Raw genomic sequence first — 19,995 nt, forward strand, 5'->3', positions numbered from 1 at the left:
CGCCATATTCCCGGCATCGAAACCACGACGGCTAATGCCGCCGCCCAACCGCCCGTCCTCCCCGGGCCAAAAGGTGTTTTCATGCCCCTTGCTCTCCTTGCGCTGACGATCGCGGCCTATGCGATCGGAACGACCGAATTCGTCATCGTCGGCCTTCTGCCGACCGTCGCCACCGATCTCGGCATCACCTTGCCGCTCGCCGGCCTCATTGTCTCCATCTACGCGCTCGGCGTCACCTTTGGTGCGCCTGTCATCACCGCGCTCACCGGCCGCATTGAGCGCAAGCCGCTGCTGATCGGCCTGATGGCGCTGTTCATCGGCGGCAATGTCCTGGCGGCACTCAGCCCGACCCATGAAATACTGCTCATTGCCCGCGTGCTCTCGGCCTTTGCCCATGGCGTTTTCTTCTCGGTTGGCGCAACGATTGCCGCCAGCCTGGTTCCGGAAAATCGTCGCGCCTCGGCGATCGCCCTGATGTTCATGGGGCTTACCGTCGCCATCGTTACCGGCGTGCCGCTCGGCACCTTCATCGGCCAGACCTTCGGCTGGCGCGCCACCTTCTGGGCCGTTTCCGGCCTCGGCGTCGTCGCCCTTGCCGGTATCGCTGCCCTGCTCCCGAACACCATTGAAAAAGCGCCGCCGGCAAGCCTGATGGATCAGGTGCGCGTGCTGGGTTCCGGCCGCCTGCTGCTGGTCTTCGGCATGACCGCACTCGGTTATGGCGGCACCTTCGTCACCTTCACATTCCTTGCCCCGATGCTGCAGGATATTACCGGCTTTGCGGCTTCCAGCGTCAGCTTCGTGCTGGTGCTCTATGGCCTGGCAATCGCGGTCGGCAACATCGCCGGCGGACGCATTGCCGACGGCAATCCGGCAAAGGCGCTCACCGGCCTGTTTGCCCTGCAGGCGCTGGTTCTGTTGATGTTCAGCTTCACCGCCTCTTCCCCGATCCCGGCACTGATCACGTTGGTGGCACTCGGTTTCCTCTCCTTCGCCACCGTGCCTGGGCTGCAACTCTATGTCGTGCAGCTTGCCAAGCAGCATCGCCCCGGCGCCGTCGATGTCGCCTCGGCGCTCAACATCGCCGCCTTCAATCTCGGTATTGCGGCCGGCGCCTGGATCGGCGGACTGGTCGTCGCCTCGCCACTGGGGCTTACCGCAACCCCTTGGGTCGGCGCAATTCTCGTCGCCGGCGCACTGGTGCTGACGCTGGTCAGCGTTTCCCTCGATCGCAGCCCGGCACGTTCGCAAGCCACCGCCTGACCCCGGTATCACCCACCAAAAGGACGATGATCATGGACTATCGCAATCTTGGAAAATCCGGGCTGAAGGTCCCTGTCCTGAGCTTCGGAGCCGGCACGTTCGGCGGCTCCGGGCCGCTGTTCGGGGCCTGGGGCAATACCGATATCGAGGAGGCCAAGCGCCTGGTGGATATCTGCCTCGACGCCGGCGTCACCCTGTTCGACACGGCGGACGTCTATTCGAACGGCGCATCCGAGGAGGTGCTGGGTGCGGCGATCAAAGGCCGTCGCGACACGGTCTTGATCTCCACCAAGGTCAGCCTTCCGACCGGCGACGGGCCGAACGACTGGGGCTCCTCGCGCCATCGGCTGATCCGCTCGGTCGAGGCTGCGCTGAAGCGTCTCGACACGGACCATATCGACATTTTTCAACTGCACGCCTTCGATGCGAGCACGCCGGTCGAGGAGGTGCTCTCCACACTCGACGATCTCGTGCGCGCCGGAAAGCTGCGCTACATCGGCGTTTCGAATTTCTCCGGCTGGCAGATCATGAAATCGCTGGCCGTCTCGGAAAAACACGGCTGGTCGCGCTACGTCGCCAACCAGGTCTATTATTCACTGATCGGTCGCGACTACGAATGGGACCTGATGCCGCTCGGCAAGGATCAGGGTCTCGGCGCGCTGGTCTGGAGTCCGCTCGGCTGGGGCCGTTTAACCGGCAAGATCAGCCGGGGCAAACCGCTGCCTGAGGGCAGCCGCCTGCATGAAACGGCCGATTTCGGGCCGCCGGTCGAGCAGGAACACCTCTACCGCGTCGTCGACGCCCTGCAGCACATTGCGCAGGAGACGGAAAAGACCGTGCCGCAGGTCGCGCTCAACTGGCTGACCCAGCGCCCGACGGTGTCATCGGTCATCATCGGCGCCCGCAACGAGCAGCAATTGCGCCAGAATCTAGGGGCAATCGGCTGGTCGCTGACGGCGGAGCAGATCGCCACACTCGATGCGGCAAGCACGGTCACCACGCCCTATCCGCACTTTCCCTATCGCCGGCAGGAAGGTTTCGCCCGGCTTGATCCACCGCTTGCAGGCTAACGGGCAGCCTCTGCAGGCTTGAACCCATGGCAAACCGCCACATCTATGAACGACATCATTCCGGCCCGGCGCGTCTCGCCGGGTCTTTCTGCCAAAAGGAACCTTCCCATGCACACTGTCACCGCCAACGGCGCCAACATCCCTGCCATCGGCTTTGGAACCTTCCGCATGCCCGGCCCGGATGTGCTGCGCATCGTGCCGAAAGCCATAGAACTCGGCTTCCGCCATATCGACACCGCCCAGATTTATCGCAACGAAGCCGCGGTCGGCGAGGCAATCACGGCGTCCGGCATTGATCGCGGCGAGATTTTCCTGACCACCAAGGTCTGGGTCGATCACTACAAACACGCCGACTTTCTCGCCTCCGTCGATGAGAGCCTCAAGAAGCTGAAGACCGATTATGTCGACCTTCTTCTCCTGCATTGGCCATCAAGCGGCGTCCCGCTGGCCGAGCAGATCGGTGCTTTGAATGCGGTGAAGAAAGCCGGCAAGGTCCGTAATATCGGCGTGTCCAACTTCAACACCAAGCTGATGGCCGAAAGCGTTGCGCTGAGCGAGGGCCCGATCGCGACGAACCAGATCGAGTATCATCCCTATCTCGACCAGAGCATCGTGCTGGAGGCTGCGCGCGCCAGCGGCATGTCGATCACCGCCTATTACGCCATGGCCGACGGCAAGGTACCAAACGAGCCCCTCCTGAAAGACATCGGCGCGAAACACGGCAAGACGGCAGCCCAGGTCGTGCTGCGCTGGCTGGTCAGCCAGGACGGCGTGATTGCGTTGTCGAAGACTGCGACCGAAAGCCGGCTTTCGGAAAACTTCGACATTTTCGACTTCGATCTTTCGGACGAAGAGATGTCCGCGATCCACAAACTCGCCCGACCAAACGGCCGCATCGTCAGCCCCGGCGGATTGGCACCGGACTGGGACCGGGCGGCGTAAGACTTCATTTCGCCGAATCGCCCCTCATTCACCCGGCCTTTGTCTTGGTGGAGAGGGATGGAAAACCACAAAACGGCGGCGTTCGTGGAGGTATACACCCCTCCGTCGGCGACGCCGACATCTCCCCGCAAGGGGGAGATCACGATCGGCTTCAGAGTGCATACGGGAAAAGAAACAATCTCCCCACCTGTGGGGGAGATGTCAGCGAAGCTGACAGAGGGGGCTGGCGGGGCACGATCGACATGATCCGCGCCGCTTCAGTCAGCTCCAAGCCCTCGATTCATCAAACGAACTGGCTCAACCCTGGAACGGAAGCGACGACTTCGTCCACCGTTTCTTCGCCGGCTTTTTCCTTGGCATAGCCAATGGTTTCCTTGGCAAGTGCCGTGATTTCGCCCATGCCGAGGCCCTGGCTCATCAGCTGCTGGCCGAGCGCCATGACGCCGCCGCCAGCACCGACTGCGCTGAGCAGTCCACCGAGCAGGCCGCCACCGCCTGTGCCTTCGCCATTGAACTTCGCGACCATTTCGGAAGCGCCGGGAATGGCTTCGATCATCTTGGCAACCGGGCCACCAGCCGCTTCGCGCTGCAGGAAGCCGAGCATCATGCCGATCGCCTTTTCGGCGGTTGCCGGATCGATGCCGACATTTTCGGCAACGCGGGTCACGAGTTCGTTCATGGGAATCTCCTCAATTTTTGACGTTGACGTCAAGGTAAATGATCTTTTCGGCAAACTCAAGCGAGAGCGACCGGCTTTCCGCGGCGCAGCGTGGCATGCTTCAACATCGTTTCATGCCTGCGAAGCGAATACAATGCGGCGGAAAGACCCGCGTGGTTGCATCGGGCTAATCGCGCCATTGCCGCCCCAGATGTCTCACCCTATAACGGAAAAAGCATCGCGATGATGCCGCCAGAACCTTAAACAGGTACAGCGGCCTCATCGGCACAATGGAGACAGGGCGCATGCTGCAGGACGGGAAGCTCTATATCGGGACGAGCCGCAAGCCGGACGACACCATCAACAAAGGCGAATATCTGGACCTGAAATACGGCAATCGCCATGGGCTTGTGACCGGCGCCACCGGCACCGGCAAGACGGTGACGCTGCAGATCCTCGCCGAGGGCTTTTCCAATGCCGGCGTGCCGGTGTTCTGTGCCGACGTCAAGGGCGATCTATCGGGCATCGGCGCCGTCGGCGAGCCGAAGGATTTCCTGCAGAAGCGCGCCACGGAAATCGGCCTCGACCCTTACGACTTCCAGGAATTCCCCGTGATTTTCTGGGATCTCTACGGTGAAAAGGGCCACCGGGTGCGGACCACCATGACGGAGATGGGACCGCTTCTGCTCTCGCGCCTGATGAACGCCACCGACGCCCAGGAAGGTGTGCTGAACATCGCCTTCAAGATTGCCGACGAGGGCGGCCTGGCCCTGCTCGACCTGAAGGACCTGCAGGCGCTGCTCAACTATATGGGCGAAAACGCAACCGCACTCTCCAACAAATACGGCTTCATCTCGAAGTCCTCGGTCGGCTCGATCCAGCGCGAACTGCTGATCCTCGAGCAACAGGGCGCCGAGCATTTCTTCGGCGAACCGGCGCTGAAAATCACCGACATCATGCGCACGACGCGCGACGGCCGCGGCGCGATTTCGGTGCTGGCCGCCGACAAGCTGATGATGAACCCGCGGCTCTACGGCACCTTCCTGCTCTGGTTGATGTCGGAACTGTTCGAGCAGCTGCCGGAAATCGGCGATCCGGAAAAGCCCAAGCTCGTCTTCTTCTTCGACGAGGCGCATCTTCTCTTCAACGACGCGCCGAAGGTGCTGGTCGAGCGCGTGGAGCAGGTCGTTCGGCTGATCCGCTCCAAGGGCGTCGGCGTCTATTTCGTGACGCAGAACCCGCTCGACGTTCCGGAAACGGTGCTCGCCCAGCTCGGCAACCGCGTCCAGCATGCGCTGCGCGCCTATACGCCACGCGAGCAGAAGGCGGTGAAGACCGCCGCCGACACCTTCCGCCCGAACCCCGATTTCGACTGCGCCACGGTCATCACCAATCTCGGAACCGGTGAGGCGCTGGTCTCGACGCTGGAAGCCAAGGGCGCGCCGTCCATGGTCGAGCGCACGCTGATCCGCCCGCCGTCCTCGCGGCTCGGTCCGATCACCGAGGCCGAGCGCGCCGAGCTGATGAAGATCAGCCCGGTCGCCGGCCTCTACGACGAGGATTTCGACCGCGAATCGGCCTACGAAATCCTTGCCGCCCGCGCCGCAAAATCGACCGAGCAGGCCGAGGCCGCCCGCAAAGCGGAAGAGGAGCCTGCCGAGCAGGAGGCCTCGACCGGCGGCAGCCGCTGGACGCTGCCCGGTTTCGGCAATGACGAACCCGCAGCCCCCACCGGCGCCAAGCCAAAACCCCGCTCCGGCTACCAGCGCGAAACCATCGCCGAAGCCGCCATGAAAACCGTCGCCCGCACGGTCGCCTCCTCGCTCGGAAGGGCGCTGGTCCGGGGGATACTGGGGAGTTTGAGGCGGTAGGCTGGCGGGACTGATGATGCAAGCATAGCCCCTCCCAAACACGACCCGCCGCTTCGCGTTCCCGCATGGTCAAAGAATGGTCCCTGGCCTATTGCTGGGAACGGGAAAAACGGGAATCGGGCGATGACGCAAGGGGAGCAAGCGCAGTATCGGCTGGGGCTGGCGCTGGTGGCGTTTTGCGCTCTGGCCTGGTCGTCGTCGGGTTTTTTCATCCGGCTGATCGGCGCCGACCTGATGACCATGTTGTTCTGGCGCGGGCTCTTCACCGGCACGGCGGTGATGGCGCTGTTTTTCGTCCTCGAACGCGGCCGCGCCTGGTCTATCCTGAAAACCATGCGGCTACCGTCGCTTCTCGTCATGATCTTTTCCGCATCGGGCATGATCACCGGCCTCGGGGCGATGCGCTACACCACGGTTGCCGATGCGATGGTGATCTATGCGACGGTGCCGTTCGTGACCGCCGGTATCGCCTTTCTGGTGATCGGCGAGAAACCCAGCCGCTCGACCCTGATTGCAAGCGGCGCAGCCCTTCTCGGCGTCATCGTCATGCTGGCCGATACGCGTGGCGGCAGCGGCACGCTGACCGGCAAGCTGCTCGCAATCGGCATGACGCTGAGCATGGCGTGCCTTGCTACGACAATGCGCCGCCATCGCGGCGTGCCGCTTCTGCCGGCCATGGGCGCGTCCGCCTGGCTCTGTTCGGCGGTGACCTTCTGGTTCGCCCGGCCGCTCAGCATCACGCCCGTGGATTTGGGGCTCACCGCGCTGTTCGGCATCTTCCAGAATGCGCTCGGCCTCATCCTCTACACCTTCGGCTCGCGCCGTATCCCAGCCGCCGAGGCGACCCTGCTGGCGGCGCTTGAGGTGCCGCTTGCGCCCTTCTGGGTCTGGGTGGTTTTCGGCGAGACGCCGGGCCGCGCCACGCTGATCGGTGGCCTCATCGTGCTGACCGCCCTCTTCGGCCATATCGCGTCGGAAGTGCGCCGTACGCGGGTGATCATCCCGACCGTTGTCTGAAAAGGGCCTGGAAGGACAAAACCCGGCGGATCGCTCCACCGGGTTTTTCTGTGACATCGAACGACTGTCTCAGGCGAGCGTGACTTCGACTTCGGTCGAGGTGCGCATGGCGTGGCTGTAGGGGCAGACGATGTGGGCGGCGGCTACCAGCTTTTCGGCGACGTCGCGCTCGATACCGGGCAGCGAGGCAACCAGCGACACTTCGATACCGAAGCCGGTGCCGTCGTCGCGCGGGCCGATGCCGACGGTCGCCGTAATCGTCGTGTCACCGGAGAGCTTTACCTTCTCCTTGCCGGCAACATAGTGCAGCGCGCCGAGGAAGCAGGCGGAATAGCCGGTAGCAAAAAGCTGCTCGGGGTTGGTGCCCGTGGCACCGTCGCCGCCGAGTTCCTTCGGAACCGTCAGCGTGACGTCGAGAACGCCATCGGCCGTGCTTGCGCGGCCCGAACGACCGCCACCGGTCGCGGTGGACTTCGTGGTGTAGAGAATAGGCATGTGCGTCTCCTTCTGGTGTTGAATTGTTGATGAACCTTAGATAGCGCAAAATTAAATTGTGCGCAAGTTAATTTTGCAAATTGCAATTTTGGTGCTGATTTGCGATGATGCCGTCATGAAAGACGCAACGAAAATACAGCCTGGCCCAGAGCAGCAGCCCCTGCCCGATGATGCGTTGGCGCTTGGCCAGCAGCTTTGTTTTGCGGTCTATTCCGTCGCCCATGCGTTCAACCGGACCTACAAGCCGCTGCTCGACCGCTTCGGCCTCACCTATCCGCAATATATCGTGCTGCTTGCCCTCTGGCAGAATGACGGCATCACCGTCAAAACGCTGGGCACGGAACTCGGCCTTGATTCAGGCACGCTGTCGCCGCTGCTGAAGCGGCTGGAAGCGGCAGGGTTTGTCGACAGGACGCGCGACAAAAGCGACGAACGTAAGGTGGTGGTGAGCCTGACGGACAAGGGGCGAGCGCTGAAAAGCGAGGCCTTTAACATCCTGATGGAGATCGGCAAGGCAACGGGGTGCAGCCAGCAGGAGGCCGGCGCCCTGCGCGACGCCCTGCATGATCTGACGCAGCATCTCGACACGCCGTTTCGCGACAATCAGTCTGCCTGAATGCGCATCTGGCGGGGTAGCCGATATATAGCTATCAATACACAACCAAGACGTTACTATGGCTGACTGCTTCGCGAGGACGGGAGGCCGGTTCGTTGCATTATGAGCGATTCGGGAAAGTTGCGGCACAGGCGATCAGCTGGATCTGCGTAGCAATCGCCTCTGCAGTCCTGGCTGCATGGCTGACGCGCTCGATAGCGCTCGTTCAGATCGTTCCCACCCTGTTTGCCATGCAATTCAACACCTCCCTCTGTTTCATAGCAACGGGTCTCGCCTTCCACCTTGCTGTTGCCAATACCCGCCGACCGACCCTGGCGATCGTCCTGTCGGCAGCAGCGGCATGTATTCCTCTGGCCAGCCTTATCCAGCAGATCTTCGTCGTGGATCTCGGCATTGATCGCCTGTTGTACGACCCCTTCGTCACTGTTGGCGTCGACCACGCAGGGCGCATGGTGCCGAATGCCGCGATCTGCTTTATTTTGGTCAGTGCCGCGATCATCATGACGGCAGTGCGCGGCCGAAATTCCCTTGCGCGCGTCCTCTGCGGCCTTATCGTCTTCGTCATCGCCAGCAGCGCTCTGCTCGGCTACGTCATCGGCGTCGAATCCTCCCACAACTGGCGACCGCTGGCGCAGATGTCGCCGCAAACGGCCTTCTGCTTTTCCCTGCTGGCCGGCGGCCTGGTCTTCATCGGCGCCAGGGAAAGGGAATATCCCCGCTCGACCATCGCTGCCATGCTCGCTGTCGTCACCTATCTGCTGCTCCTGTTGTTTGCCTATATGGAGATGCCTCATCAAAATGCACTTGCGGAAAACCTGCAGGACGACGGAAGCAATCCTCGCTCGACACTGCTTGGCATCGTGCTTCTCTCCGGCGCGCTCTATGCCGGGATGTTCGCCTTCAGTTTTCGCAGCTCGCAGCTGTACAGAGATGTCGCGGGGCGGTTGCAGGAAAGCGAAAAGCGGCTGGCGGCCATTATCGAAACCGCGGTGGACGGCTTTATCACCATAGATGCCCGTGGCAAAGTTCTTGCGGTCAATCCGGCCTGCGAGAAGATCTTTGGCTATCGTGCCGACGAAATCCTGCAGCAGAACGTCAGCATGCTGATGCCGACGCCCTACCATGAGGCTCACAATCAGTATCTGGAGAACTACAGGATCACGGGCCGCGCCAAAATCATCGGCATCGGCCGCGAGGTCGAGGGACGGCGCAAGGACGGCTCGACCTTTCCGCTCGATCTCTCCGTCGCCAAGGTCGAGCTCGACCATCAGGTGATCTACAGCGGCATCGTGCGCGATATTTCCGAACGCAAGAAATATGAGAAGGACATTCTTGAAGCCAATGCCGAACTTGAGGAGTTCTCCTACCGGACATCACATGACCTGCGCTCGCCCATTGCCTCGTCGCTGGGGCTGGTCGGCATCGCCCGAGACATGATCGACACCGGCGATACACAGGATCTGAAACAGGTGCTCGGCCGGATCGAAACCAGCTTCCGCAAGCTCGACCACCTGATCCAGAACATCATTTCGCTGACCCGAACGAAGGCCATGGAAGAGGCCGAAAGCCGGATACCGATCGCCCAGACCGTGCGCGAGACCCTTGAACGTCTGCACTATATGGAAAACGCCGAACGCCTGCGCGTCGATATTGCCATCGACGACGAACTGACGACCATGCGCAGGGCCAGCCGTTTCCAGATCATCATCGATAATCTCCTGTCAAACGCGATCAAGTATCAGGACCCGGTGCAGACGCGCCCGGAAATCCGCATCGGGGCGACGGTGAACAGCGGCAATCTCGTTCTGACCGTCGCCGACAATGGCCTCGGGATCGAACCCGGTACGGAGCACCACCTGTTTCAGATGTTCAAGCGTCTGCATCCGCAACATTCGTTCGGCAGTGGTCTTGGCCTCTACATCCTCAAGAAGAGCGTGGAACAACTCGGGGGCACCGTCGCTTATAACCGTTTGCAGGCAGGCAGCCTCTTCACTGTCACGCTACCGGAGAAGAACCATCATGCGCATTAGATCCATTCTCACGGTCGATGACGATGAAAACGACCTGTTCATCTGCGCCTATACGATCCGCAAGTTCGATCCGGAGGTGAAGACACTGAAGGCCATGAACGGCCGTGAAGCACTGGTCGTTCTGAGAACGACGACCCCGGATGCGATCATCCTCGACATTAACATGCCTGTCATGAATGGGTTCGAATTTCTGGAGCAGTACGCCCGGGAATTTTCAGTGCATGCGCCGGTTGTCGCCATGTTGACGAGTTCGCACCTCGGTTCCGATCGCGGAAAAGCTTTAAGCTATCATTTTGTCAAGAGTTACTTCGAAAAGCCTCTGACGCTTGCCAATCTTCGGCTTATGTCGGAACTGCTTGACCTTTCTTCGGATCCGGTCAAACGACCAGGATAGGCGCCTTGGCGCGGACGCGACCATAGAGATCAATCACATCCTGGTTGATCAGGCGCACGCAGCCGGAGGACGTTGCCTTGCCGATCGATTGCCATTCGGGAGTTCCGTGAAGGCGGTAGAGCGTGTCCTGCCCGTCCTTGAATATATAGAGCGCGCGGGCACCGAGCGGGTTCTTCAGTCCCGGCGCCATGCCTCCGTTTTCGATGGAATATTCGGCCAACTGCGGCTGGCGCGCCACCATCTCGTTCGGCGGTTTCCAGCGTGGCCATTCCTGCTTCCACTGGATGACGCCGCGGCCCGACCAGGCAAAGCCTTCACGGCCGATGCCGACACCATAGCGCATGGCCGAACCGTTGCCCTGGATGAGATAAAGGAAGCGATCGGCCGTATCGACGATGATCGTGCCCGGACGCTCGCCGAAGGGATCGGCGACTTCCTGGCGATAATATTTCGGATCGATCTGCTGATAGGGAATGGCTGGCACGGAAAAGCCACCATCCTCAACCGGACCATAGATATCGGCGTAATACGCCGATTGCATCGGCAGGCCGCTCTCCATGGGGTCACCACTAACGGGGCCCTCCAGCGTCGACATCAGGCGCGGATCGCGATACTGGCCGTCCATATCGGGATTGCGGAAATAGGGAGCCGTTTCCTGGCGGAAACGGTCCGTGTTCATCGACGAAGTGCACCCTGCAAGGGCAGCGGAAGCGACGGCAAGACCGGACATGCCGAGAAATTGACGGCGGGACGGAGACGAAGAAAAAGCCATGGATTACATCAGTTCCGGTTTGCGCCATGCGCGACGACGCCGCAGAAACACGCGACATAAAGAATTGTTCCGGCGATGGCCGGGATTATTGTCGCATTTATGGCAAAGGCGGCTGGACCGGAGCTTGCGCAAGGCGATGGGTGGCGGAAGAACGTGGTCGATCAGCCGTCAGAATGAACGACGACATATTGGGCGCCAGTTGCTCGCGTTCATTGGGCATTTATCGACAAGATGGCCAAGAAAAGCTCTTTTGAGATTGTCATTGCTTATCTCCTTATAAAATCGCCGTGGGAAACTCGGCGGGAAAATGGTATATTTGTGGTACGACCGCTTGCCGGGCTTAGCTTGGGCTCGGGATCATCACTCAACCACCCCAGAACCGCCTCCACCTTTCCCTCCGTCACCGGCTCGTCAGTGACGCTCACGGTTATGGAGTTAAGCCGATACCCGGGACCGAAAGAGGCTCCCAGATCGGCAGGATCAACTTTCTTCACGCTAGCCGGATCCTTAATATCGCCGAAGGTCACGAGCAGCGGGTAGTGTTTGCGGGGCAGTTCCAGTTGACGGGAATTGCTTGCATCGGCTCGTTCCAAAAGCTCGCCAGCCTCTTTCGCAGGCATTTTTGGATAGAACAGCCAACCGGCGGAGGGTGTATCCTTCAAAAGAGCAAAGAGATAACGACCGTTGGGAAGCGCCACCACGACGGCCTCACCCCGCAATGAAAAGCTCACGCCGATTGCTTCGGCAGGAACAAAAGCCCCCGCGTCTCCGTCATCCCTCCGCGCATGACGCTGGAGCCGGAGACAACACCATCCGGCGTTTGCACAGTCACCGTCAGCTTTTGATGCCAGCTCCAGCTATCGCTACACCCCTCAAGGCCAAATGCGGCGATCAAAAGCAGGAATAAAGCAGGCGCTTCCGCAGGCCGATCATGCCGGGCATGCCCTTGCCGAAGTCGGACAATCGCTGCGAGCGGCAATCAAGCCAGCCATTATCGGCTCCCATTCCCAAAGAAGGATGATTGTGTGATTTTGTACTCAAGTGGCTTGTCCCACGAAGGTCGCACAGCCCCAGGCGGGTCCCGCTCGAAAAGCGCAGTTCTGCTCGGTAGCTTTAGCCAGGGCAGACGTTCGCGTAGAAGTTCCGTAACGGGGGCTTTGGCAAATTCGATATCCAGACCGGCGAACGTCACCCCGGCAAAATTCTGCGACATATTCGAGGTGGTGACTTCGAAGATCGTCTTGGGGACCTGCTCATCGCGGAAGGAAACCATGGCCGGTCGACGGCCATGCCAGTTGAATGGCATTCGACCGGACGCCTCCGCCAGACGTTGCAGATCGGCGTCCTTTAGTCCTCCAACGCTGTTTTTGATGCCCAGTGTGGTCAAGAGGCCCGGTTCATAAATCTGCCAGAAGCGACCGTTGTTATTCAGCGAAGTGGGCAACACGTAAAAGGTGCCGCCGCCGGGCAGATCAAAGATCAGCGCCTCGCCGTAAAGCGTCGTAGACCCGCCCATGCCGACTAAGCTATTTTTCAGGCGCGCGTAGCGGCATTCCATCACGGTCGAAGCCTCATGCTTCGACCCTTTGTAAAGCACTTTGGCGATCACCCGGAAACGGACAGTTGCACCTCCATCCTGGCAGCCGACCAAAGGCAGGCTGCAAAGCGAGGCGACAAACGTGCGTCTGGTGATCATGCTACCGAAGTTTCGCGTCATTGTTTCCGGCTTGGCGAACTTGTTGGCATTGCCCCATGCAGCGATCTCCATCCTTGCGATGCGGCCGATCTTCCGTCAGGCTGCTTCGGAACCGGCAGTCGCGACCGACCCCGGCTCGGCCGCGAACATGCCTTCAAACGCTTCCGCCCGGAGCGGCTTGCTGAAGAAATAACCCTGTATCTCGTCGCAGCCGGAGATGCGCAGGAAATCCAGCTGGGCCTGTGTTTCGACACCCTCGGCAATGACCCGCATATGCAGCTTTTGCGCCAGCGAGATGATGGCGCCGGTGATCGCCATATCGTCTTCGTCTGCAGGAATATCCTGCACGAAGGACCGGTCGATCTTCAGGCGGCTGACGGGAAAGCTCTTCAGTGCGCTGAGGCTGGAATAACCTGTGCCGAAATCGTCGATCGCCAGTTGCACGCCGAGCGCTTCCAGCTCGTGCATCGTCGCAATTGCTGCCGGCACATCCTGCATGATCAGGCTCTCCGTCAGCTCCAGTTCAAGGTAGCGGGCTTCGAGACCGCTCTCGCGCAGGGCGGCCGAGACCCGGCAGACCCAATCCTGTTCGCGAAACTGGCGGGCCGAAACGTTGACGCTGATGACGATCGGCGGCAGGCCGGCATCCTGCCAGGCCTTGTTCTGTCGGCAGGCCTCGTTCAAAACCCAATCGCCGATCGCGACGATCAAGCCCGTCTCTTCGGCCAGCGGGATGAATTCGCCGGGAGATACCATTCCGCGTTCTGGATGCTGCCAGCGCACCAGCGATTCGGCGGCGAACATCCGGCCGGTCTCGAGATTCAGCTGCGGTTGGTAGTGCAGCACGAATTCCTGGCGGGCAACCGCATCACGCAGCTCCTCATGACGCAAAAGCTTCTCGTGGGCCTTTGCGGCCATTTCGGCGCTGAACAGTTGGAGATTGTTGCGACCGATCTCCTTGGCCCTATACATGGCCGAATCCGCGTTGGCCAGCAGTTCGACCGCAGTCGCGCCATGCTCGGGATAGCAGACGACGCCCATGCTGCAGGTGATTTGCAGGCTATGCCCGGACAGCATCATGGGAGCGGCAATGGCGCTTCGAATTTTCTCAAAACGAGTCAACACGACCTCGCGCTCTGCCGGCAGGCCGGTGAGCATGATGATGAATTCATCTCCGCCGACCCGGACGATCATGTCCGACCTTCGGACGCAGGTCCGCATGCGGTCAGCTACAATGCGCAGCAACTGGTCGCCGGAGTGATGGCCGAGGCTGTCGTTGATCAGCTTGAAATTATCGAGGTCGAGGAAAGCCAGCGCCACCCACTGGTCATTTTGCCGGGCCTCCTGGAGGGCCGATGCAACCCTTGCATCGAACAGCAGGCGATTGGGCAGGCCGGTCAGCGCATCGTGATGCGCCATGAACTGGATGCGCTCTTCCGACTGCCGTCGCTCGATGGCGATACCGGCCAGATGTGCGGCCATCGAGATCAGTTCGTTGTGTTCCTCGCTCGGCAGTCCTTTCTGATAGGAGTAGAGCGCGAAGGTTCCAAGCACTTGCCCCTGATAGGAGCAGATCGGCGTTGACCAGCAGGATCGGTAGCCATATTGCGCGATAAGGGGGCATAGTCGACCCAGAGCGGATCGGTCAGCACGTCGGCAACGAAGACGGGCTTTCCGGTAAAGGCGGCAGTGCCGCAGGAGCCAACCTTCGGGCCGATGGCAACGCCATGGATGGCCGCGCAATAGACCGGGTCGAGATTGGGTGCAGCGCCTGTCAAAAGGTGGAGTTTGTCGGGAGACAGAAGCAGGATCGACCCCTTGATCCCCGGGAGTTGCGCCTCGATCAACAGGATCAGTTCGATAAAGAACTGTTCGATCGGCGCGCCGGCCGCAATCATCTCCAACAAGCTGGCCTGCCCGACCAGGAGCTGCTCCGCACGCTTGCGATCGCTGATATCGCGTGAAACGCCGACAATACCAATGGTCGTGCCCTGCTTGTTGCGCAGCGGCAGTTTCGACGTCATCAGCCAGCGTTCGATCCCTTTCGTGACGACCGCCCGTTCCTCTATGCCGAAAATGGGTTCGCCCGTCTCGATGACCCGGCGCTCGGCTGCTGCGAATTTTGCGGCAGCCTCGACCGGGTGAAGATCAAAGTCGGTCTTGCCGAGAATTTCCTGCATGGTCTCGAAGCCGTTGTCCGTGACGGTCGCCTGATTGGCGACGAGAAACCGCCCCTCGAGATCCTTGGCATAGATGTAATCGGGGATGTGGTTCATCATCGTCTCTAGCCAGTAGTGGCGATCGGCGATGTTGGGTTCGGGCGCAAGCATGCGCGACACTTCGGCGGCGAGACGGTTGCTGGCATCGATCAGCCGGCGCGTATCCTCGTTGCTGGCTGCCTTGGCTCCGATATCACCGCGGCTACGCGTCACGTTCTTTGTCAAGCACAGCCTCCACAGACGAAATCAGCGCCGATTTTCGTTTCCCGCTCCCTATCCATAACAGCCATAGGTTATTCCTTCCCTAAGGCGAGCCCTATGAATTAAGGGGGCAGCGGCGCTTCCTTTCCGCCCATCGGCCGTGTCCGGCAAACTCTACAACCGCAAATGTACCGTTTCGAAACGTTTTCCGTGGCATGTGTTGTGCATGCGCCTCGCCAAAGGAACACGCCATGCTGACCCGCCGACTGTTTGCCGCGTCGTTGACCACCGCTCTTTTCGGAACGGTGGCACTGCCGCGGATGCCATTGGCGGCGGACCAGCCTGAAGGTTTGCGCGGATCAATCGACCTGGCGCCCTATGACCTCATACCCGGAGTGGCCGTCAACCAGGGTGACGCCCTCAATCGGGTGCTGCGCGATGCTGCTTCAGCCGGAATGCCGGTGGTCCTACCGGCCGGCGATTATGTCGTTTCCGATATCGATTTGCCTGATGGGATCGATCTGCAGGGCTCCGCCGGTGCAACACGGCTGCTTCATGGCGGCGGGAACATGCTGATGTCGGCACGCGGGCTGAAAAGGCTACGGCTGTCGGGCCTTGTTATCGATGGTGCCGCGCAGCCGCTCGGCAGTGACATCGGCGGGCTGCTGCATCTCCAGGATATTACCGATCTGACGATCGACGACTGCGCGTTTGTCGGTTCGCCGGTACATGGAATTCAGGTCGAGGGCTGCGGCGGACGTATTGCCAGGAACCGAATCACGGCGGCAGCAAAAGCCGGGCTCTACGCTATCGACAGCCGCGCATTGTCGATCACCGGAAATACTGTTTCCGATTGCGGCAATGGTGGCATTCTCGTTCATCGCTGGGAGGCGGGAGCAGACGGAACGATGATTTCCGGCAATCGCATCAGCCGGATTGGGGCGACGGCAGGCGGCACCGGAGAAAACGGCAATGGCATCAATGTTTTTCGCGCGGCAAACGTGATGGTGTCAGGCAACCACGTCTCTGACTGCGCCTTTTCCGCCATCCGCGCCAATGCCGCCACCAATGTCCAGATCACGGATAATCAGTGCCTGCGGTCGGGCGAGACCGCGATCTATTCGGAATTCGGCTTCGAGGGCGCGATCGTCTCCGACAATCTAATCGATGGCGCGGCAAACGGCATCCTGATCGTCAACTTCAACGATGGCGGACGGCTGGCCGTGGTCAGCGGTAATCTGGTGCGCAACCTCAAAATCGACGGTCCCTATATCCACGACGGCGCTGGATTCGGCTTCGGGATCGCGGTGGAAGCGGACACGGTGGTCTCCGGAAACGTTGTTGAGAACGCGCCGAAATACGGCCTGATGCTCGGCTGGGGGCCCTATCTGCGCAACATCGTCGCCACCGGCAATCTGGTGCGCGGGGCCGCCATCGGTTGCGCCGTCACCGTCGCGGAGGGAGCGGGAACGGCGCTGATTTCCGATAACCTGTTTCAGGACGTGCCCGGCGGCGGCATTGTCGGGTTCCGCTGGAACGAAAAAGCCACTGGCGACCTGATGACGGCAGGTGCCGAAACCTTCCCGCACCTGACGCTGAACGGCAATCGCAGCGCCTGAGACTTCTGTCAGGCGGAGAACGCCATCAAAACAATTCATGTAATTCATCACCAGCGAACGCTTCCTCCGGCCAACATCGTTTCCTAAGGTAAGCCAGCCAAACCGGAGGAAACCACATGCTGACGATCTACGGTGTTTACCGCTCGCGCGCCTCGCGCAATTACTGGATGGCGCGGGAGCTCGATATTCCCTTCACCTCTGTCCCGGTCATCCAGGCACGGCGTCTCGCCGATCCGCTTTCGCCCGACGCTGCGCTCAACACGAAATCACCGGCTTTTCTCGCCATCAACCCGATGGGGCTCATCCCGTCGATCGAGGATGATGGCCTGATCCTGCACGAATCGCTGGCCATGAATCTCTATCTCGCCCGCAAGCATGGCGGTCCGCTGTCCGCGCAGACGATCGAGGAGGAAGGGCTCATCACCTGCTGGACGATGTGGGCGGCGACCGAGGTCGAGCCCCATGCCGTCAAGATCGTGCTCGCCTACGACCACGGCATCGAAAACACGGCTGAGGGCAAAACGATCATCGCACAATCCTCCGCGGCCTTGGAAAAGGCCTTCGCGGTGCTCGAAGCGCAGCTCTCGCAGTTCGGCTACGTCGCCGCCGACCGCTTCACGGTTGCCGATCTCAATCTCGCGGAGGTGTTCCGCTACGCGATGACGCAAGCTGCACTTTTCGACAAGGCGCCGCGCGTCAAGGCCTGGCTTGCTCTGTGCCAGTCGCGCCCGGCCTTCAAGGCGATGATGGATGCGCGCCTTTCGGAGCCTGCATAGCCGTCACTGGAGCTGCCGCATGGTCTGGGCGATCTCGTCCCGTACCCAGGCCTTGAAGGCCGCGACGACCTTGGTCTCGCGCCGCGCCGGCGACGTCACGAAATAATGGCCGAAGCCGGTTTTCGCCCAGTGGCGAAACGGCGCCTTCAGCCGACCATCGATCAGCGAATCCCCGGCCAGCGTCTGCCAGGCCAGCATGACCCCTTGGCCCGCAATCGCCGCGTCGATGCAGAGCGACGCCTCGTTGAAGACGTGGCGCACCTTCATCTGCGCGCCGGACAGGCCGACCTCGCGCAACCAGGTCTCCCAGGAAAACATCGATCGACCATCGATGACCGCCGGGCACTGCAGAATATCTGCAGGCTCGCGCAGGGTTTCGGCGATCGCCGGGGCGCAGACGGGAAAACCTCCTGCGCCAGCAATGGCTCGGCGCGCACGCCCGGCCACTGGCCGAGGCCGACGCGGATGCCGAGATCGACATCGGAGGTTTCGAGATTGGCAAGTCTTGTCGTCGCGTCGATGCGCAAGCTGATATCGGGATGGGCGAGCGCGAAACGATCCAGCCGCGACACCAGCCAACGGGCCGCAAACACCGGCGCCACCGAGATCGTCAGGACCGATTCGTCTCGACGCCGTGCAGAGGCCACCGCCTGATCGAGCATTTCGAAGCCACCGTTCAGCCGTGGCATCAGGCTTTCGCCGGCGGGCGTCAAAACGAGGCCGCGCGGACTGCGATCGAACAGAACCCGCCCGAGCTGCTGTTCCGTCTTGATGATCTGCTGGCTGACGGCGCCGATCGTCACGCCCAGCTCGTTGGCCGCCGCCTTCAGCGAGCCGAGACGACCGGTCGCCTCGACCGCGCGCAGACCATTGAGATGGACGACATTCAGATCTTTCATATAGCTTTCCTATAGCACCATGCCAGCAATCTCAATTGCGAAATCGACAGGCAACCGCGATGATGGGCTTCACGGAAGGATGATTGTCATGGCGACTGTAGTCTCGATGCTCCGGAATCTTGTAACCAAAATGACGCAAACCAGCGACGATGCCGGCTGGATCAGCGATCCTCTGCGCCATCCGGACCTTGCGCGGATGGACCAGCGCGCACTCGGCGACCTGCCGATGCCGGGCTTTGCCCGACCGCGGCCGGTTGCAACGACCAGCAGTGCGACGGTTTTGCCAATGCAGCCGCAGGCAAAGACGCCGCCGACCGGCGAACGGCTGCTCACCGCCTGCTGAGGTGGGACGCGGCGGTCAGGCCTTCAGCACGGCCAGCACGGCTTTGACAGCCGGGCGCTCCGCCATGCGATTGCGGTGATCCAGCACCTTCGGAAACCGGGAGGGATCGACACCATCGGCCTCAAGCCATGTGGCGATCGTGTAGAGATAGGCGTCGCAGATCGTATAGGCGTCGCCCATGACCCAAGGGCCGGCAAACATCGACGTTTCGATGAGTTCGAAGCAGGCGGCCATGGTCTGCGGTACCTTCGCCCTCATCGTCTCGATGGCGGCAGCATCATCCGACCAGCGGCTGCCGCGACGTCCATGGGCATGGGCCACATGCACGGTGGAGCAGAGATAGCTGTTGAAGGCCTGCAGGCGGGCGAATTCGAACGGGTCGTCAAGCGGCGCGAGGCCAGCTGCCGGGAAACTTTGGGCCAGGAAGGCAAGGATCGCCGGTGTTTCGCTGATAACGCCGCGATCCGTCGCAAGCGCCGGCACCCTGCCCTTCGGGTTCAACGCCAGGAACTCCGGGGAAGTCTGCTGCTGCACGGAAAAATCGACCCGCCGCGCCTCATAGGTGGCTCCGACCTCTTCGAGCACGATGTGGGACGCCAGCGAACATGTTCCAGGCGCATAGAAAAAGGTCAGCATGGCAAATCTCCCAACATAGCGTCTCTCAACATCGCGACGACCGGCGGCAACTTTGGACAAAAGGTATCACCGCCCCCTGTCGAAGGCCAGTCGATGATCGTGCCGTCACGCAAGCTTGACCGGCGCGCAACCGGGCACGTCTTCCAGCCGATAATAGACCGGAATGCCCCGTTCCGTGGCAATCTTCACGTCGTTGTCCGCCCCTTTCGAGGCTCCCGGCAGCCGCAGGACCGCATCGCAAAGCGCCAGCAAGCGGCCGGCGACCGGATGGAAGATCTCCTCGTAGAGCGCATCTCCGACATGGCGGCCGCCGGCCGCCTGCCAGATCGGCAAGGCAACCCATTCGCCGATCATCGGGACATGGCCCGCCTGAAACAGCGCATGTGATGGCGCCTCCAAGACCTTGAGATTGGCCGCCATTCTGGCGGGATCATCATTGGTGCCGGAGCGATAGGGGCCGGCGATCAGGATCAACATC

General features: G+C 61.1%; 19 protein-coding genes and 2 pseudogenes. 11 read left to right on the forward strand and 10 right to left on the reverse strand.

What is annotated here, in order from left to right:
* Positions 1 to 81 precede the first annotated feature (81 nt).
* The 3 genes from P6U16_RS04890 (at position 82) to P6U16_RS04900 (ending at position 3,275) form a co-directional block, all read left to right on the forward strand.
* Positions 82 to 1,263: an MFS transporter gene (locus P6U16_RS04890; RefSeq protein WP_277702825.1), complete on the forward strand. Its 1,182-nt coding sequence runs from the start codon at positions 82 to 84 to the stop codon at positions 1,261 to 1,263.
* 32 nt (positions 1,264 to 1,295) lie between these two features.
* Positions 1,296 to 2,333 carry an aldo/keto reductase gene (locus tag P6U16_RS04895; protein WP_277702826.1) on the forward strand — a complete coding sequence of 346 codons (1,038 nt, stop codon included), beginning with the start codon at positions 1,296 to 1,298 and terminating at the stop codon, positions 2,331 to 2,333.
* A gap of 108 nt (positions 2,334 to 2,441) precedes the next feature.
* Positions 2,442 to 3,275: an aldo/keto reductase gene (locus P6U16_RS04900; protein WP_277702827.1), complete on the forward strand. Its 834-nt coding sequence runs from the start codon at positions 2,442 to 2,444 to the stop codon at positions 3,273 to 3,275.
* Between the two features lie 283 nt (positions 3,276 to 3,558).
* On the opposite strand, the gene P6U16_RS04905 is transcribed toward P6U16_RS04900, so the two are convergent.
* Entirely contained in the window at positions 3,559 to 3,954 is a 396-nt protein-coding gene (locus P6U16_RS04905; RefSeq protein WP_277702828.1) for a hypothetical protein, read from the reverse strand.
* A gap of 284 nt (positions 3,955 to 4,238) precedes the next feature.
* On the opposite strand from P6U16_RS04905, the gene P6U16_RS04910 reads away from it, so the two are divergent.
* Positions 4,239 to 5,804: a helicase HerA-like C-terminal domain-containing protein gene (locus tag P6U16_RS04910; protein ID WP_277702829.1), complete on the forward strand. Its 1,566-nt coding sequence runs from the start codon at positions 4,239 to 4,241 to the stop codon at positions 5,802 to 5,804.
* Between the two features lie 123 nt (positions 5,805 to 5,927).
* Positions 5,928 to 6,821: a DMT family transporter gene (locus P6U16_RS04915; RefSeq protein WP_277702830.1), complete on the forward strand. Its 894-nt coding sequence runs from the start codon at positions 5,928 to 5,930 to the stop codon at positions 6,819 to 6,821.
* Between the two features lie 69 nt (positions 6,822 to 6,890).
* Here the strand turns inward: P6U16_RS04915 and P6U16_RS04920 are convergent, their stop codons facing one another.
* Entirely contained in the window at positions 6,891 to 7,316 is a 426-nt protein-coding gene (locus P6U16_RS04920; RefSeq protein WP_277702831.1) for an organic hydroperoxide resistance protein, read from the reverse strand.
* 115 nt (positions 7,317 to 7,431) lie between these two features.
* On the opposite strand from P6U16_RS04920, the gene P6U16_RS04925 reads away from it, so the two are divergent.
* The 3 genes from P6U16_RS04925 (at position 7,432) to P6U16_RS04935 (ending at position 10,356) form a co-directional block, all read left to right on the forward strand.
* The gene (locus P6U16_RS04925; protein ID WP_277702832.1) at positions 7,432 to 7,932 is read left to right on the forward strand and encodes a MarR family transcriptional regulator; all 501 of its coding nucleotides are present in this window, start codon (positions 7,432 to 7,434) and stop codon (positions 7,930 to 7,932) included.
* A 95-nt stretch (positions 7,933 to 8,027) separates the two neighbouring features.
* Complete coding sequence (locus P6U16_RS04930) at positions 8,028 to 9,962, forward strand: PAS domain-containing sensor histidine kinase (protein WP_277702833.1); 1,935 nt, start codon at positions 8,028 to 8,030, stop codon at positions 9,960 to 9,962.
* Positions 9,952 to 10,356, forward strand: coding sequence for a response regulator (locus tag P6U16_RS04935; RefSeq protein WP_277702834.1), 405 nt, complete (start codon positions 9,952 to 9,954; stop codon positions 10,354 to 10,356). Before P6U16_RS04930 ends, P6U16_RS04935 begins: the two co-directional genes overlap by 11 nt.
* Here the strand turns inward: P6U16_RS04935 and P6U16_RS04940 are convergent.
* From P6U16_RS04940 to P6U16_RS28315, 5 genes and pseudogenes are all read right to left on the reverse strand, one after another.
* Positions 10,340 to 11,128 carry a L,D-transpeptidase family protein gene (locus P6U16_RS04940; RefSeq protein WP_277702835.1) on the reverse strand — a complete coding sequence of 263 codons (789 nt, stop codon included), beginning with the start codon at positions 11,126 to 11,128 and terminating at the stop codon, positions 10,340 to 10,342. The two genes, P6U16_RS04935 and P6U16_RS04940, sit on opposite strands and share 17 nt — an antisense overlap.
* A gap of 266 nt (positions 11,129 to 11,394) precedes the next feature.
* Positions 11,395 to 11,859 carry a hypothetical protein gene (locus P6U16_RS04945; protein WP_277702836.1) on the reverse strand — a complete coding sequence of 155 codons (465 nt, stop codon included), beginning with the start codon at positions 11,857 to 11,859 and terminating at the stop codon, positions 11,395 to 11,397.
* Between the two features lie 260 nt (positions 11,860 to 12,119).
* The gene (locus tag P6U16_RS04950) at positions 12,120 to 12,896 is read right to left on the reverse strand and encodes a hypothetical protein (protein WP_277702837.1); all 777 of its coding nucleotides are present in this window, start codon (positions 12,894 to 12,896) and stop codon (positions 12,120 to 12,122) included.
* A 24-nt stretch (positions 12,897 to 12,920) separates the two neighbouring features.
* Positions 12,921 to 14,855, reverse strand: a complete 1,935-nt coding sequence (locus tag P6U16_RS04955) for an EAL domain-containing protein (protein WP_349017703.1) — start codon at positions 14,853 to 14,855, stop codon at positions 12,921 to 12,923.
* Positions 14,810 to 15,154: pseudogene (locus P6U16_RS28315) on the reverse strand (PAS domain-containing protein); the annotation flags it as partial. The gene P6U16_RS04955 and the pseudogene P6U16_RS28315, both read right to left, overlap by 46 nt.
* Positions 15,155 to 15,495: 341 nt before the next feature.
* Here P6U16_RS28315 and P6U16_RS04960 point away from each other — a divergent pair.
* Together P6U16_RS04960 and P6U16_RS04965 are read left to right on the forward strand one after the other, a co-directional pair.
* Positions 15,496 to 16,863 carry a TIGR03808 family TAT-translocated repetitive protein gene (locus P6U16_RS04960; RefSeq protein ID WP_277702838.1) on the forward strand — a complete coding sequence of 456 codons (1,368 nt, stop codon included), beginning with the start codon at positions 15,496 to 15,498 and terminating at the stop codon, positions 16,861 to 16,863.
* A gap of 116 nt (positions 16,864 to 16,979) precedes the next feature.
* Positions 16,980 to 17,639, forward strand: a complete 660-nt coding sequence (locus tag P6U16_RS04965; protein WP_277702839.1) for a glutathione S-transferase family protein — start codon at positions 16,980 to 16,982, stop codon at positions 17,637 to 17,639.
* Here P6U16_RS04965 and P6U16_RS04970 read toward each other — a convergent pair.
* Positions 17,599 to 18,538 (reverse strand): annotated as a pseudogene (locus tag P6U16_RS04970) (LysR substrate-binding domain-containing protein). The gene P6U16_RS04965 and the pseudogene P6U16_RS04970 sit on opposite strands and share 41 nt — an antisense overlap.
* 88 nt (positions 18,539 to 18,626) lie before the next feature.
* On the opposite strand from P6U16_RS04970, the gene P6U16_RS04975 reads away from it, so the two are divergent.
* A complete protein-coding gene (locus tag P6U16_RS04975) occupies positions 18,627 to 18,881 on the forward strand; it encodes a hypothetical protein (RefSeq protein ID WP_277702840.1) in 255 nt (84 codons plus the stop codon).
* A 15-nt stretch (positions 18,882 to 18,896) separates the two neighbouring features.
* On the opposite strand, the gene P6U16_RS04980 is transcribed toward P6U16_RS04975, so the two are convergent.
* Together P6U16_RS04980 and P6U16_RS04985 are read right to left on the reverse strand one after the other, a co-directional pair.
* Positions 18,897 to 19,517 carry a glutathione S-transferase gene (locus P6U16_RS04980; protein WP_277702841.1) on the reverse strand — a complete coding sequence of 207 codons (621 nt, stop codon included), beginning with the start codon at positions 19,515 to 19,517 and terminating at the stop codon, positions 18,897 to 18,899.
* 105 nt (positions 19,518 to 19,622) lie between these two features.
* On the reverse strand, positions 19,623 to 19,994 hold the full coding sequence (locus tag P6U16_RS04985) for a DUF4406 domain-containing protein (protein ID WP_277702842.1): 372 nt from the start codon (positions 19,992 to 19,994) through the stop codon (positions 19,623 to 19,625).
* Position 19,995 lies beyond the last annotated feature (1 nt).

The organism is Rhizobium sp. 32-5/1, assembly GCF_029537235.1.
GTDB lineage: Bacteria > Pseudomonadota > Alphaproteobacteria > Rhizobiales > Rhizobiaceae > Pararhizobium.

Bases quoted from the DNA above. Each gene is read 5' to 3' on its own strand.
- P6U16_RS04890 (WP_277702825.1), top strand. From the start codon at position 82: ATGCCCCTTGCTCTCCTTGCGCTGACGATCGCGGCCTATGCGATCGGA.
- P6U16_RS04895 (WP_277702826.1), top strand. From the start codon at position 1,296: ATGGACTATCGCAATCTTGGAAAATCCGGGCTGAAGGTCCCTGTCCTG.
- P6U16_RS04900 (WP_277702827.1), top strand. From the start codon at position 2,442: ATGCACACTGTCACCGCCAACGGCGCCAACATCCCTGCCATCGGCTTT.
- P6U16_RS04905 (WP_277702828.1), bottom strand. From the start codon at position 3,954: ATGAACGAACTCGTGACCCGCGTTGCCGAAAATGTCGGCATCGATCCG.
- P6U16_RS04910 (WP_277702829.1), top strand. From the start codon at position 4,239: ATGCTGCAGGACGGGAAGCTCTATATCGGGACGAGCCGCAAGCCGGAC.
- P6U16_RS04915 (WP_277702830.1), top strand. From the start codon at position 5,928: ATGACGCAAGGGGAGCAAGCGCAGTATCGGCTGGGGCTGGCGCTGGTG.
- P6U16_RS04920 (WP_277702831.1), bottom strand. From the start codon at position 7,316: ATGCCTATTCTCTACACCACGAAGTCCACCGCGACCGGTGGCGGTCGT.
- P6U16_RS04925 (WP_277702832.1), top strand. From the start codon at position 7,432: ATGAAAGACGCAACGAAAATACAGCCTGGCCCAGAGCAGCAGCCCCTG.
- P6U16_RS04935 (WP_277702834.1), top strand. From the start codon at position 9,952: ATGCGCATTAGATCCATTCTCACGGTCGATGACGATGAAAACGACCTG.
- P6U16_RS04940 (WP_277702835.1), bottom strand. From the start codon at position 11,128: ATGGCTTTTTCTTCGTCTCCGTCCCGCCGTCAATTTCTCGGCATGTCC.
- P6U16_RS04950 (WP_277702837.1), bottom strand. From the start codon at position 12,896: ATGGAGATCGCTGCATGGGGCAATGCCAACAAGTTCGCCAAGCCGGAA.
- P6U16_RS04960 (WP_277702838.1), top strand. From the start codon at position 15,496: ATGCTGACCCGCCGACTGTTTGCCGCGTCGTTGACCACCGCTCTTTTC.
- P6U16_RS04965 (WP_277702839.1), top strand. From the start codon at position 16,980: ATGCTGACGATCTACGGTGTTTACCGCTCGCGCGCCTCGCGCAATTAC.
- P6U16_RS04975 (WP_277702840.1), top strand. From the start codon at position 18,627: ATGGCGACTGTAGTCTCGATGCTCCGGAATCTTGTAACCAAAATGACG.
- P6U16_RS04980 (WP_277702841.1), bottom strand. From the start codon at position 19,517: ATGCTGACCTTTTTCTATGCGCCTGGAACATGTTCGCTGGCGTCCCAC.
- P6U16_RS04985 (WP_277702842.1), bottom strand. From the start codon at position 19,994: ATGTTGATCCTGATCGCCGGCCCCTATCGCTCCGGCACCAATGATGAT.